The following is a 13,856-nucleotide window of genomic DNA, read 5'->3' as shown; positions in this document are numbered from 1 at the left end:
GGGGGCTCCTGTCAGCAGGCGCCGGTGCGGCGCACGACCGCGGACGGGGTCCGCAGCAGGATGGACAGGTCCAGGGCGGGCGACCAGTTCTCGACATAGCTCACATCGAGCCGGTCCCGCTCCTCGGTCGGCAGGCAGGAACGGCCGCTGACCTGCCACAGGCCGCTCATTCCCGGCTTCACCAGAAGGCGGTGACTGCCGTCCTCGCTCAGCGCGGCGACCTCGTCCTTCACCAGCGGCCGCGGACCGACGAGGGACATATGGCCCGCCACCACGTTGAACAGCTGCGGCAGTTCGTCCAGTGAGGACGAGCGCAGGAACGCCCCCGCCCTGGTGACGCGCGGATCGTCGGTGATCTTGAAGAACCGGTCGCTGCCGTAGTGGTTGAGATGGGCGAGCTCGGCTTTGCGCCGGTCCGCACCGCGGTGCATGGTGCGGAACTTCAACAGCGTGAACTCCCGGCTGTCGCGCCCGATTCTGCGCTCCCGGAAGAGCGCGGGTCCCGGGCTGTCGAGTCGTACCCAGGCGGCGACGGCCACCATCAGCGGAGCCAGCAACAGGATGCCGAGGAGGGCCAGCAGACGGTCGGCCAGCTCTTTGGGGAGGCGGCGCAGCGCGGAAAGCCCGGGTGCGCGCAGCTGCAGCAGGGGGACACCGGCGACCGGACGCACGACCAGCCTGCGGGCCGTGACGTCGGCGAGGACCGGCGCCAGCATCAGGTCGACGCCCGCTGCCCGCAGCTCCCAGGACAGCCGCCGCAGCCGTTCGGCGCCCAGGCCGGGGCCGGGCAGCGCGATGACCGTGTCACAGCCGGTCCGCCGGACCGTGCTGAGCGGGTCCACGGCGTCGCCGCCGGCGGCTGCCGGGCCAGTGCGGCAGACGCCGACGATCCGCGGCCGGGGGGCCGGCCCTCTGCGCAGAGCGGCGATCAACTCGGCCGCGGACTCGGCGGGTCCGAGCACAAGTACTCGGCAGGCACCACGGCCCCGGCCTTCGCCCGTACGCGTCCTCGCCCGCCGGAGGCGGCGCAGCCCGAGCGTCACCCCGGCAGTGAGCGGCAGTACGAACAACGCGTCGTGCAGCAGGTCGTCGCGCCGTGCGAACCACCAGGCGACGCCGGCCACAGCGGAGGCCAGACAGGCCGCATGCAGAACCCGGCGGGCGCACTCCGCGTCGGCGTCGGGCGCGTACGCCCGCTGTGACGCCAGAAGCACGAGCCACAGCGGGACGAGCACGGCCGAGACGAACCAGCGGTGGAAGAACAGATACGTGCCGCCCGCGGCGGCGGCCGCGGCTGCGGCGTCGACCGCGAGCAGGACCGGCACCGAGGAGCCCCGGCGGCGACGCCTGCGCGTGCTTCCCACGCTCTTCGCCGGTCGGGTGCTGGTCGTTTCGCTTACGACGGCCACGGTTCGCTACCTCACCTCTTGGCCCGTCTTGATTGCCCCAACTCGTATGTTTACGATGTATATATACATACGCCCCATATCGGGCAATAGTCAAGAAGTCGCTGATGGGAAGGGCCCGCACACCATGAAGCCTTCAGCAGACGCCAAAGTCGCCGTCGTCGGGGCAGGCCCGTACGGGCTCGCCATCGCCGCTCACCTCCGGGCCCGCCGGGTGCCGTACCGGATCTTCGGCGAACCGATGGAGGGCTGGCGCTCGCACATGCCGCGCGAGATGTACCTCAAGTCGTCCCCGTTCTCCTCGTCGATCTCCGCCCCCGATGCGGGGCACGGGCTCGGTGAATTCCGCGCCGAGGAGGGACGCCACCCGGGCCGCGAGCGGGAGCCGGTGCCGCTGTCCGAATTCGTCCGCTACGGGCTCTGGTTCCAGCAGAACTGCGCCCCCGAGCTGGAACGGACCGCGGTGCGCCGCATCGACCGCCCCCCGGACGGCCGCTTCCGGGTCGCGCTCGCCTCCGGCGAGGAGTTCGCCGTGCCCGCCGTCGTCGTCGCCACCGGAGTCAACCCCTTCGCATACGTGCCGCGCGAGTTGGCCGGGCTGCGGGAGGACGGCCTCGTCTCCCACACGGCGGACCACACGGACCTGTCGGTGTTCGCCGGCCGGCGCGTCGTCGTGGTGGGCGGCGGCCAGTCGGCCCTGGAGACCTCTGCTCTGCTGCACGAGGCCGGGGCGCAGCCCACCGTGGTCGCCCGCACCCGCCCGTCCTTCGGTCCTCCGCCCGAGGCCGACTGGGCGAAGGACCGCCCGCTGCACGCCCGCCTGCTGTGGCCCGAGGCGGTGATGGGCACCGGATGGCCGCTGGTCGTCTGCAGCCGCGGGCCCGGCGCCATCCGGCACCTGCCGGCCCGGATCCGCGCCCACCTCCTGCGTACGGTCCTCGGACCCTCCGGTGCATGGTGGCTGCGGGAGCGCGTGCAGGGCGCCGTCCCGGTGCTGTCGGGCCGCAGCCTCCACTCGGCGGCGCGTCAGAACGGCGGCGTGCGGCTGAAGGTGCGCAATGCGGGCGCAGACGTGGAGACCCTGTACGCCGACCACGTCATCGCGGGCACCGGATACCTGGTCGACATCGACAGGATGGAGCTGCTGAGCCCCGAGCTGCGCCGGGCGGTGCGCAAGAGCGCCGCCGAGCCGCCCCAGCTGGCCGGTGCGCCGCAGCTGTCGGCCGACTTCCAGGCATCGGTGCCGGGTCTGTACTTCGCGGGACTGGCCGCCGCCCCCACTTTCGGGCCGCTGCTGCGATTCGTGTGCGGCACGGGATTCACCGCCAGGCGGATCAGTGCCGCACTGGCGGCAGGCAACGGGTCCGGGTGACCGATCGCCGTGCGGGCGCTTCGGGTTGACTCCGGGCCCGCACGGCGCGAAGATGTACGTATACATCGTAAATATACGAAATATCCGCAGCGGTGACCGAGGATGCGGCTCGACGCACTGCTCCTGGCTGCCCGACTACCGAGTGACTGGCGATCATGAGTGCTCCCGTCGAGGACTACGCCCTCATCAGCGACCTGGAGACCGCTGCCATGGTCGGCAGGGACGGATCCGTCGACTGGCTGTGTCTGCCCCGCTTCGACTCGCCGGCCTGTCTGGCCGCGCTGCTGGGCACGGAGGACAACGGCTTCTGGCGGGTCGCCCCCGTCGCTCAGGGGCACTGCACCCAGCGGGTCTACCGGCCGGACACCCTGGTCCTGGACACCCGGTGGCAGACCCCGACGGGAACCGTGCGGGTCACCGACTTCATGCCGCCCCGCGCTCAACTGCCCTGCATCGTCAGGGTGGTGGAGGGCCTGTCCGGCACCGTTTCCATGCGCAGCGAGCTGCGGCTGCGCTTCCACCAGGGCCGGGTGGTGCCCTGGATCCGGGCCGTCGACCAGTGCGCGGTGGCGGTCGCCGGCCCGGACGCCGTCTGGCTGGACGCCGACGGTCCCGTACGAACGCTCGACCGCGAGGACTCCATGGTCCACGACTTCACCGTCGCGGCCGGACGCCGCCTGGCACTGACGCTCGTATGGTCGCCGTCGCACCTGCCCGAGACACCCGCGCCCCTGAGCGTCCCGGCCGAGACGCTGCTGAAGGAGACCGCCGACTTCTGGCGGCGCTGGAGCGCCCAGTGCCGCTACACCGGACCGTGGCGGGACGCCGTGGTCCGCTCCCTGATCACGCTGAAGGCGCTCACCTACGCACCCACCGGCGGCATCGTCGCCGCGCCGACGACGTCCCTGCCCGGCTGCATCGGCGGCGAGCGCAACTGGGACCACCGCTACTGCTGGCTGCGCGATTCCACCCTGACCCTGTCCTGTCTGCTGCGCAGCGGCTACCGCGACGAGGCGGTGGCCTGGCTGGACTGGCTGGTCCGGGCCATCGCGGGGGACCCCGCCGACCTGCAGACCGTGTACGGCGTCGGCGGACAGCGCCTGCTGCCGGAGACCGAGGCACCGTGGCTGCCCGGCTTCGAGGGGTCGCGGCCCGTCCGGTTCGGCAACTCCGCGATGAACCAGTTCCAGCTGGACGTCTACGGCGAGGTCCTGGACGCCCTCTGCCTGTCGCTGCGGGCCGGGATCCCCATGCCTGCCCATGTGTGGAGCCTGGTGGAGGCGATGATGGGCTATCTGCAGCGCCACTGGCGGGAGCCGGACCAGGGGCTGTGGCAGGTGCGTGGGCCCGGTCGGCAGTTCGTCCACTCCAAGGTCATGGCCTGGGTGGCGGCCGACCGCGCCCTGCGCATGGGAGAACTGCTCGGCCGCAACGGCTCCTCGGGGGAGTGGCGCGCCATGCGCGACGAGGTGCACCGGCAGGTGTGCCTGGAGGGATGGGACGCGCGGCAGCAGACCTTCGTGCAGTCCTACGGCTCCTCGGCCCTGGATGCCTCGGCCCTGCTGATGCCCCGGCTCGGCTTCCTGCCGGCCCGGGACGAGCGGGTGCGCGGAACCGTCCGGGCCATGCGGAAACTGAGCCACGGCGGCTTTGTGCGGCGGTACGCGACGAACCGCCGTGGTGCTCCCGGGGACGGCGTGCCGGGCTCGGAAGGCACGTTCGTGGCGTGCTCCTTCTGGTACGCCGACGCGCTCGCCGCGACCGGCCACGCGGCACAGGCCCGGGAGATGTTCGAGCGCGTGCTCGCCGTCCGCAACGAGGTCGGCCTGCTCTCGGAACAGTGGGATCCGGACGCCGGCCGCCAACTGGGCAACGCCCCACAGGCGTTCAGCCACATCGCCCTGGTGGAGACGGCGTTCTCGCTCAGCGCTTCGGGTTCGGGCGCCGCGCGACGCCGGCGTAACCGTCCGGGTTGAGCTGCTGGAACCGCCACGCGTCCCGGCACATGTCCACGAGGCCCCGGGTGGGCCGCCAGCCCCAGTCACGTGCCACGGCGCTCGCGTCGGCGACGAGTTCGGCCACGTCGCCCGGACGGCGGGGCACGATGTCGTACGGAATCGTCCTGCCGCTCACCTCGGAGAACGTGGCGACGACCGCCAGGACCGAACTGCCCCGGCCGACACCCAGGTTGTACACGTGCAGGCCCGGCGCGTCGCGGAAGTGGTCGAGCGCGACGCGGTGCGCCTCGGCCGTGTCCACGACATGGAGGTAGTCCCGGACCGCGGTGCCGTCGTCCGTGGGGTAGTCCCCGCCGTGGATGCGGAGGCGTTCCTGGCGGCCGATGGCCACCTGTGCGAGACAGGGCATCAGGTTGTCGGGGTCGCCGGGGGGATCCTCGCCGAGCAGTCCGCTGGGGTGCGCGCCGGCCGGGTTGCTGTAGCGCAGGCACAGCACGGAGTACTCGGGGTGCCGGCGGCAGACGTCGGCGAGGATCTGCTCGCACAGCCACTTGGAAGCCGCGTACGGATTGGCAGGCCGGGCGGGGGTGTGCTCGTCGAGCGGCCCGGGTCCGGCATCGCCGTAGATCGAGCAGCTGGACGAGTAGACGAGCTGGTGGACCCCGTGGTCGTGCATGGTGCGCAGCAGGGCCGTCGTGCCGCCGACGTTCGTGTCGTAGTACTCGACGGGTATCCGGGTCGAAGGCCCCGTGGCCTTGACGCCGGCGCAGTGCATCACGGCGTCCACGGGGTGTCGGTCGAAGACGGCGGACAGGGCCCACCGGTCGCGGATGTCCAGCTCGTAGACGGCGCCCACGAAGCGGCCGGCGATGCGTTCCACGCGGGGGAGGACATGCGGGGTGCTGTTGGAGTAGTCGTCGACCACGATCACCTCGTAGCCGTGGTCGAGCAGTTCGACGCAGGCGTGGCTGCCGATGAAACCGGCTCCGCCGGTCACCAGGATCGTCGACGGGGGGCCGGGGGGCGGGTGGTCCACCGGCGTCCGCTCCCCGGGGGACGGCACCGCTGGGACCGGCTCGCTCCGCGTCATGGCACCAGGCTCCCGACTGCGACCGACGAAGTACGTTTACGCCGTATATATACGACTGTCGCTCTTTTGTGGGCGCGCGTCAAGACGGAGGCCGCGCAGGTGACACTCATGCGCACTTAAGGGTGCTCGCGCGTGAACCGGTCGAGCAGGGCGTCCAGCCCGGCGGCCAGTCCGTCGGGTCCGACCCGTTCGGCCAGTGCGGTGGCGGTCTCGCGGAGCGTAGGCGTCTCCTGGGCCGACAAGCGGTGCAGTCCGAGGCGGAATGCCGGATCCGGCTCGTCGGGGTCGTCCACCGTGGGCCGCAGCTCCACGGACACATAGCCGAGGAGCCAGGCGGTGATCGCCTGGAAGGCGATGGCGCTGCGGACGTCGTCGAGCCCGGCGTCGCGGAGCAGCCGGAGAACCCTTTCGTGGTCCCGCAGGACGGCGGTCGGCTGCCAGGCCGGCGGGGCCGCCGGCACGCGCGTGGCGAGCAGGGGGACGGCATGGGGGTGGGCGAGGCAGATGTCGTACGTCGCGCGGGCGATCCGGTGGAGTTCGGCACGCCAGGCGGGCGTGCCGGCCGTCGCGCCGGGGCAGTCCTCGGTGATCAGGCGTTCCTCGAGTTCGCGATACAGGGCATCGACCAGGCCGTCCAGCAGGGCTTCCTTGCTCGGGGCGTACCGGTAGAGCGACATCGCCTCCACACCGAGCTCGGTGCCGAGGCGGCGCATGCTCAGCGACGGGAGGCCCTCGCGGTCGACCAGGTCCAGCGCGGCGGTCCGTACGCGCTCATGGCTGAGCCCGCCGAGGCGCCCGTGGTCGCCGGCACGGCGGGCCGGGCCGACCCCTGAGCCATTCGCCATTCGGGGCCTCCTCCAGCGGCGAGCGCCCTGGTGCAGAGCCTTCGCCTTGACGGCATGTACCTTTCACTGTAGGTTGTACGTTTACATCGTAAATATACCAGAAAACCATCTCAAGTCCTCCCCTCTCCCTGCTTCTCGCCTTGACCATTCGGGCCTACAGGGGCAAAGTGGACGTATACGACGTAAGTTTACTGGTTAGGAGACGAGCTCCGGCGCAGGCCACACCGTGACCGCATGAACAAGTCGCTCGAGGATGTCCGATGAAGTTGAGCGCCCTTATCAGGAAGCCTCGCGGTCCGCTGGTCCTCTTGGCCCTCGCGGTGGGTGTCATCCCTTTGGTCATCACGCTCGCGGTGGTGCCCCGGGCACACGTCGGACAGGCGGCCTCGGGTCTCCCGGCGATCCCGGGCACAGGTGCGACTCCGCCCGCGCCGCCGGTGCCGCGCAAGCAACTCGTGCCGGTGCGCGCCGACGCGCCCGCGCAGACCCCGGCCAAGCCGGGCGACCGGGTCGCGATGCGGCAGCTGATCATCGCAACCGATGCCCGGGACTTCGGCCTGCCGGCATGGCGACAGATCCTGGACCGCATCGGCACGCCCTACGACGTCCTGCTGACGAAGAGCGAGCGGCTCGATGCGGCCAGGCTGGTACGCCCGGACGGCACCGGCAGGTACGACGCCATCCTGCTGACCGACCACACGCTGAGCGGTGACTCGGGCGCGAGCACCGTCAGCAACACCGAGTGGGGCGCCCTGTTCGACTACGAGCGCACCTACAAGGTGCGGCAGGTCTCGCTGAGCACCTCCGCAGCCGGCTTCCCCTGCCTGCGTGCCGAATCCGAGGGGCCGGTGGGCACCGAGCCGGCCCACGTGGCGCTCACGGCCAGCGGCCGGAAGATCTTCGACTACCTCGCGCCGGACATACGCATGCCGCTGACGCTGAGCTACGTGTACCGCTCGGCACTCAAGGCGGGCTGTCACACACAACCGATCCTGACCCTCGGCTCATCGGTCGTCGGCGCGCTCCGCACCGACAAGGACGGCCGGGAGGAGCTCGGCGTGGGATTCTCCGTCACACGCGATGACCTCATGGGTGACCTGCTCGGCTTCGGGCTGGTGCGGTGGGCCACGAGAGGCGTCTTCCTCGGCGAGCAGCGACACTGGCTCAACGTCGACATCGACGACTGGTTCCTCACCACGGAGCACGGGCCGCCCCATGTGCCGGGCAAGTCGTTCCGCCTGACGGGCCCGGAAGCACTGGCATTCAGCCGGGAGCAGGCCGCGTTCAGGCGCCGCTATCCACTCGTCGGGGATTTCAAGCTCAACCTCGCCTTCAACGGCAGCCTGCTGAACCCCGCGGCGCCGGCGATGTGCCATCCGGGGAAGACACCGGACACCCTGACGAGCTACACCCGTTGCCTCATGGATCAATTCCGTTGGATCAGCCACACGTTGACCCATCCCCAGATGAACACCACCCCGTACGACCGCAATTACCACGAGATCAAGGACAACCTCGCCCAGGCGGCCCTGATCGGCCTTCCGGTTCCCGCGGCGGTGCTCAAGACCCCGGAGTACTCGGGGCTCGGCGTGTACGCCCCCCAGGCCCACACACTCGCCGAGCCGGTCGACCACGGTCTCAGGGCATCCAACAAAGACCTGCTCCGGGCGGCGAGTGATCTCGGCGTCAAGTACCTGCACGGCAACATGTCCTTCCCCAGCCTCAGCGCCGACTGCTTCAACTGCGGTATCCACCACCCTCTGCAGCGGGACCTGATGGTGGTGCCGGACTGGCCGGTCGCCATTGCCTTCGAGGCGATCAATCCGCATGAGCAGGTGGCGCGGTACTACGACCATCCGGTCGACAAGAAGGACACGGCCGCCTATTACAGGAGGACCATCGATCACGAAGCCGATCTGGCGCTGGTGCATTTGATGACCGGTTCCGTCTACGCGCACACCCTGCACCAGAGCAACGCCCATCAGTACGCGCCCGGCAGGTGTCTCGTGTTCGACTGGCTGCACGCCCTGCTGGCCAGGTACAGCACGTACTTCAGCGTTCCGCTGAAGAATCCCGACTGGCTCACTCTCGCGCACTACGTGGAAGCGCGCACCAGTCATTTCGCCGAGCTCAAGAGCCATGAGGACGCCGTATGGAACCGGGTCACGAACGCCATCACCTACACCCCGACCGCCCACGGTTCGCTGTTCATCACCGGCGTCGCGACCAGGCCCGCGACCGATTCCGACCAGCACGGTCCGGATGAGGCCGAGCGCTACGGCTCCGACCCGGTCTCCCGGCTCGGTCTGAGCAGCGGCGACACCGTCACCCTCACTGCGAGGCCGCGATGACCATTCCGGTACGGGTGAATCAAGGCGAGGGCCACCCCGAGCGGGACGGCAGCCCTCGATTCGCCGACCTGGTGCCCGACCGCGCGGGCCGGTCGCTGCGCGTTCTGCTGGTCGCCGAGGGCACCTACCCCTACCACCCCGGCGGGGTGAGCCTGTGGTGCGACCAGATCATCCGGGGCATGCCGCAGAATTCGTTCACCGTCGTGGCGCTCACCGTGGACGGCACCGAACCCATCGTCTGGCCCGTTCCCGACAACCTCACCGAGGTCGTCAACCTGCCGATGTGGGCCCCGCCGAAGCCCTCCCGCGGCCGGCCCCCGGACTCGGTCGTCGCGGCCCACGAGAACTTCCTGCGGATCCTGATGCGTCCCCCGCTGCAGGACCCGGACCACGACCGGCAGGTCGCGGAATCGTTTCTGTTCATGGCGCGGACCCTGTACGACTACGCCCAAGTCGGCGATGTCCGGACGGTGTTCGTCTCCAACGACGCGCTGGACCGGATGGCGCGGGCCTGGCAGGAGGCCAACGGCGACGCTCCGGCCGACGAGGTCGGCCACGGCGGGCCGCTCTCCCTGTACGACGCGTTCACCGCGGCCGACCTCATGGAACACGCGCTGCGTCCGCTCTCCCGGCCCCCGATCCCCGCGGACGTGTGCCACACCGCGATGTGCGGCTCCAGTGTCCTCGTCGGCCTGACCAGCAAATGGGCGTACGGCACACCGATCGTGATGTCCGAGCACGGCGTCTATCTGCGGGAGCGGTGCATGGAGATACTCCGCGACCCGCATCCGAACGCCGGCCAGGCTCTCATGCTCCGCTTCTGCCGCGCGATGACGGTGGCGGCCTACCGCGCCGTCGACGTCCTGGCCCCCCACTCCCAGTACAACCGGCGCTGGCAGTTGTACGGCGGAGCCGACCCGGCCCGCATCCGGACCATGTACAACGGCATCGACCCGGCCGACTATCCGGTGGCCGAGGGGGAGCCGGACGTACCGACCATCGTGTTCGTGGGGCGGATCGACCCGTTGAAGGACCTGCACACGCTGATCAGGGCGTTCGCCCTTGTACGGCGCGAGGTCCCCGAAGCCCGACTGCGTATCTTCGGCCCGGTCCCGAGGGAGAACAAGAACTACCACGCGAGCTGTGTGGCGCTGGTCCAGGAGCTGGGACTGTCGGACGCCGCCGTGTTCGAGGGCAGGGTGCCCCGCCAGGTGGATGCCTACCAGGCCGGCCATCTGACCGTGCTGACCAGTGTGTCGGAGGGATTCCCGTACACGGTCGTGGAGTCGATGTCCACCGGACGCCCGCAGGTCTGCACCAGCGTCGGCGGTGTTGCGGAGGCGGTCGGCGATGCGGGGATCCTCGTGCCGCCCGGTGACCAGGCCGCCGTGGCAGCGGCCTGCGTGCGGCTGCTCCGCGACCCCGCACTGCGGCGCCGTCTCGGCACCGCGGCACGGGAACGGGTGCTGGAGAAGTTCACGCTGGCGCAGTGGAACGACGGCTACCGCCGGATGTACGACGACCTGGTGCCAGAGCCCCGGCCCGAAATCCGTCGTGTTGCGGACCCGGAGAGGGTGGCGATCCCATGAGGCGGGTCAATGGACATGTGAACCCCGGTGGGTCGGGTGCAGCCGACCCGGTCGGGCAGCTGACGGCGACGCTGGATCCGATGCCGCCGGTCGTGGTCGACGAACTCCACACGGCCACCCTGCTCGAACGCCAGGGCCTGACCGACCAGGACGCCCACGACAAGTACGGCTGCGACGACGTCTTCGCGCTGGCAGGCGAGCTGTTCCGGCGCCTGCCCGCCCCCGCTCGCACGTCCCTCGGCGAACCGTCCGCGCATCAGCCGCGACGGCTCGTGCTGCTGACGCACGGCCTGCTCTACGCGGCTCCCGGCGCGGTGTATCCGGCGCTCCTCGTCGCCATCGGTGAGCCTGCGCTGGTGCGCGGCATGCTGATGGCCACCTCCCTCGGCTGGATCTGGGGCATGGGCACGAGTGTCGCCGCCTACCAGTTGCTCGGGCGGGGATACCCGCAGTCGGCCGCGCGGCTGTGGCGCTGGCTGGGTGTCATCGGACTGGGGATGGCGATGGCGGACGCCACGGTGCTCGCGGCCACCGGCGAGGGGCAGGCAGGACTGGTCGCCTTCGTCGTACTGCAGATGAGTTTCCAGCTCACCTCCGGCGTGCTGGTCTTCTACCGCATGGAGTGGCGCCTCGCAGTGATCGCGCTGCCCCTGTTCGTCGCGGGCGGGAGCTATCTCGCCCACGGGTACGACGCCGGCCGTGCGGCACCCGTGCTGATCACCGGCATCGGCTCGTGCGTGCTGACGGCGGGAGTGGCATGGTGGGCCACCGGCCCGGAGAGGCAACCGCGCGACCGGGCACAACCCGCCCCCTTTGCGCCCGCGCTGTTCTCCGTCCTGCCCTCCATCGGCTACGCGATGCTGTCCGCGACGTTCCTGCTGTACAACACCGTCCCCTTCGTGACGGCGCCGCTGGACCTCGCCCTCGCGATGGGTCCGCTGGTGCTGGGCATGGGAACCGTGGAATGGCGCACGCACAGGTTCAACATCGAGGCCGTCGAGCTGGCGCACCGGGCTCGCACGACCACTGACTTCCAGCGCCGTGTGTGGCACCTGCTGCTGCGCGAAATGGCGCTGTGCGTTCTGGTCGTGGCATCCCTCGGAACCCTTTTGCTCGTCTCCCTTTCCATGAGCGGTCATCTCACCCCGCGAGGCGTGCTGCTCCTCGGTGCGTATCTGATGCTCGGCGCAGCCTATTTCGTGGGTTTCATCGCGACCAATCACGGCCACTTCCGCTCGATTCTGGAAATCACGGGCACGGTGCTGGTGCTGAACATCGCCGCGTCGATTTCGCTGTCCCATTATTTCGCGCCCTATGGGGAGGTGCCGATCTTCGTGGCGAGCTGTGCCGTTCTGCTCGCACTGCTGCTGCTGGCTCTGCGGCTGAACATCGGAGATGTCCATCACTACAGGTGACCCGAAGCCGACTTCATTTCCAAGGAGGTCATGTCATGCATGTCGCGATCCTCGCAGGGGGCCGTGGGGTGCGCCTCAGGCCCTACACGACCACACTCCCGAAGCCGCTGATGCCGATCGGTGGAGAATACGCCATCATCGACATCATCCTGCAGCAGCTCAGGGCCCAGGGTTTTCGACGGGTGACGCTCGCGGTGGGGCACCTCAGTTCACTGATCCGCGCATTCGTCGGCGACGGAGCGCGCTGGGGCATAACGGCCGACTACGCGGAAGAGGACCAGCCGCTGTCCACCATCGGGCCGCTGTTCAATTTCCTCGACCGGTTGCCCGAGCACTTTCTGGTGATGAACGGCGACATTCTCACCGACCTCGATTACGCCTCACTCCTGCGGGACCACGAGAGGTCGGGGGCGCCCCTGACCATCGCCAGCTATCAGCGCAAGGTCAAGATCGACTTCGGCACGCTGGAGACGATAGGCGACCGCCTCGTCCGGTTCAGCGAGAAGCCGACGCTGTCCTACGGAGTCAGCATGGGTGTGTATGCCATTTCCGGCAGGACGCTCGCCCGCTATCCGAAGAACACGCCTCTCGGCTTCGACCAACTGGTGCTCGACCTGCTGGCCTGTGACGAGAAGCCGAGGGTCTACGACTTCGACGGCTTCTGGATGGACATCGGCTGCCCGGACGACTACGAGGCGGCCAACCGCAGCTTCCAGGAAATGCGCTCCACCCTGCTGCCGGCCATCCCGGCCGCCGAGGAAGTGGTCGCATGACCGCGACGGTGCTGCTGTTCGGTGCGTCAGGTTTCCTCGGCCGCTCGGCAGCGGAGTTCCTCGCCCATGACGCGCGCGTCGGCGCACTCATCAGGGCGAGCCGGCGGCAGTTGCCGGACGACTCCGGCTGGGTCCGGCACGACCTGGTCGCAGGGTCCGCCGACGAACTCGCCGGGCTGCTGCAGCGGGTCGGCCCCGATGCCGTCATCAACTGCGCAGGTCGGCTGTCCGGCGACACGGTCGCCTTGATGGAGGCGAACGCCCTGGTCACCGCTCGTCTGCTGGAGGCGATGAAGACGGCCGTCCCGGACGCGAGGCTGGTGGTGCTCGGTTCGGCGGCCGAATACGGCGAAGTCACCCCCGGCAGGCCGGTGGCCGAGGACGATCCTTGCCGACCTGTGAGCGCGTACGGGGTGACACGGTTGGCGAGCACCCGGCTGATCGAACTCGCCGCGGGCGAGGGGGCCCTCGACGCCGTGTCGCTGCGGGTGTTCAACCCGCTCGGCCCCGGACTGCCGCCCGAGAACCTGCTCGGCCGGGCGGCGCAGGGCATTCGGTCGGCGTTCAGGAACGGCGCGGACGACATCACGCTCGGACCCCTGGACGCGTATCGGGACTTCGTCGATGTGCGGGACGTCGCAGCGGCGATCGGTGCGGCGGCGCTGGCCGATCATCTGCCCCAGCCCGTGTTCAACGTCGGCAGCGGCACCGCTGTCCGGGCACGGGACGCGGTCGCGCTGCTCGCCAGGACAGCGGGGTTCACCGGGCATGTGCACGAGTCCGCGGGGGCGCCGGCACGTTCGCGCCAGGTCCAGTGGGTCGCCGCCGACGTGACCAGGATCCGCGACGCGCTCGGCTGGAAGCCCATCCGCGACCTCGAATCATCGGTCAGGGCAAGCTGGGAAGGCTGAGTCCCCGTGAAATCGCAGCGGATCCTGAGAGCAATTCTCCTCACATGCTGCATCGTCATGTGCGCGGGCTGCTTCACGGCTCACGGTACGAATCAACTGCCCCGCACACGCGCCGGTACACCCCCTCCCAACAACCCTGACGACAT

Annotated in this window: 10 protein-coding genes; 7 read left to right on the top strand and 3 right to left on the bottom strand. The window is 69.8% G+C overall.

The features are described from left to right. Positions 1 to 11 precede the first annotated feature (11 nt). Entirely contained in the window at positions 12 to 1,409 is a 1,398-nt protein-coding gene (locus tag ACWDAG_RS00390) for an exopolysaccharide biosynthesis polyprenyl glycosylphosphotransferase (RefSeq protein ID WP_450693347.1), read from the bottom strand. Between the two features lie 124 nt (positions 1,410 to 1,533). Between ACWDAG_RS00390 and ACWDAG_RS00385 the strand changes: the two genes are divergently transcribed. Continuing rightward, positions 1,534 to 2,778 carry an FAD-dependent oxidoreductase gene (locus ACWDAG_RS00385; protein WP_450693346.1) on the top strand — a complete coding sequence of 415 codons (1,245 nt, stop codon included), beginning with the start codon at positions 1,534 to 1,536 and terminating at the stop codon, positions 2,776 to 2,778. Positions 2,779 to 2,933: 155 nt separating this feature from the next. Then, positions 2,934 to 4,754 carry a glycoside hydrolase family 15 protein gene (locus ACWDAG_RS00380; RefSeq protein WP_450693345.1) on the top strand — a complete coding sequence of 607 codons (1,821 nt, stop codon included), beginning with the start codon at positions 2,934 to 2,936 and terminating at the stop codon, positions 4,752 to 4,754. Here ACWDAG_RS00380 and galE read toward each other — a convergent pair. After that, positions 4,702 to 5,739 carry a UDP-glucose 4-epimerase GalE gene (gene galE, locus ACWDAG_RS00375; protein ID WP_450693923.1) on the bottom strand — a complete coding sequence of 346 codons (1,038 nt, stop codon included), beginning with the start codon at positions 5,737 to 5,739 and terminating at the stop codon, positions 4,702 to 4,704. The two genes, ACWDAG_RS00380 and galE, sit on opposite strands and share 53 nt — an antisense overlap. A gap of 203 nt (positions 5,740 to 5,942) precedes the next feature. Beyond that, positions 5,943 to 6,671, bottom strand: a complete 729-nt coding sequence (locus ACWDAG_RS00370; RefSeq protein ID WP_450693344.1) for a TetR/AcrR family transcriptional regulator — start codon at positions 6,669 to 6,671, stop codon at positions 5,943 to 5,945. 356 nt (positions 6,672 to 7,027) lie between these two features. On the opposite strand from ACWDAG_RS00370, the gene ACWDAG_RS00365 reads away from it, so the two are divergent. From ACWDAG_RS00365 to ACWDAG_RS00345, 5 genes are read left to right on the top strand one after another with little or no spacing between them, the layout of a single operon-like run. Then, positions 7,028 to 9,022, top strand: coding sequence for an Agd3-related carbohydrate deacetylase (locus tag ACWDAG_RS00365; RefSeq protein ID WP_450693343.1), 1,995 nt, complete (start codon positions 7,028 to 7,030; stop codon positions 9,020 to 9,022). Continuing rightward, the gene (gene pelF / locus ACWDAG_RS00360; protein ID WP_450693342.1) at positions 9,019 to 10,611 is read left to right on the top strand and encodes a GT4 family glycosyltransferase PelF; all 1,593 of its coding nucleotides are present in this window, start codon (positions 9,019 to 9,021) and stop codon (positions 10,609 to 10,611) included. The genes ACWDAG_RS00365 and pelF overlap by 4 nt, the downstream gene beginning before the upstream one ends. Next, positions 10,608 to 12,026, top strand: a complete 1,419-nt coding sequence (locus ACWDAG_RS00355) for a hypothetical protein (RefSeq protein WP_450693341.1) — start codon at positions 10,608 to 10,610, stop codon at positions 12,024 to 12,026. Before pelF ends, ACWDAG_RS00355 begins: the two co-directional genes overlap by 4 nt. 35 nt (positions 12,027 to 12,061) lie before the next feature. Continuing rightward, complete coding sequence (locus tag ACWDAG_RS00350; RefSeq protein ID WP_450693340.1) at positions 12,062 to 12,799, top strand: nucleotidyltransferase family protein; 738 nt, start codon at positions 12,062 to 12,064, stop codon at positions 12,797 to 12,799. Next, the gene (locus ACWDAG_RS00345) at positions 12,796 to 13,710 is read left to right on the top strand and encodes an NAD-dependent epimerase/dehydratase family protein (RefSeq protein ID WP_450693339.1); all 915 of its coding nucleotides are present in this window, start codon (positions 12,796 to 12,798) and stop codon (positions 13,708 to 13,710) included. Before ACWDAG_RS00350 ends, ACWDAG_RS00345 begins: the two co-directional genes overlap by 4 nt. Positions 13,711 to 13,856: the final 146 nt, after the last annotated feature.

The organism is Streptomyces sp. NPDC001157, assembly GCF_053598255.1.
This window is presented reverse-complemented; position numbering and strand designations above follow the sequence as displayed.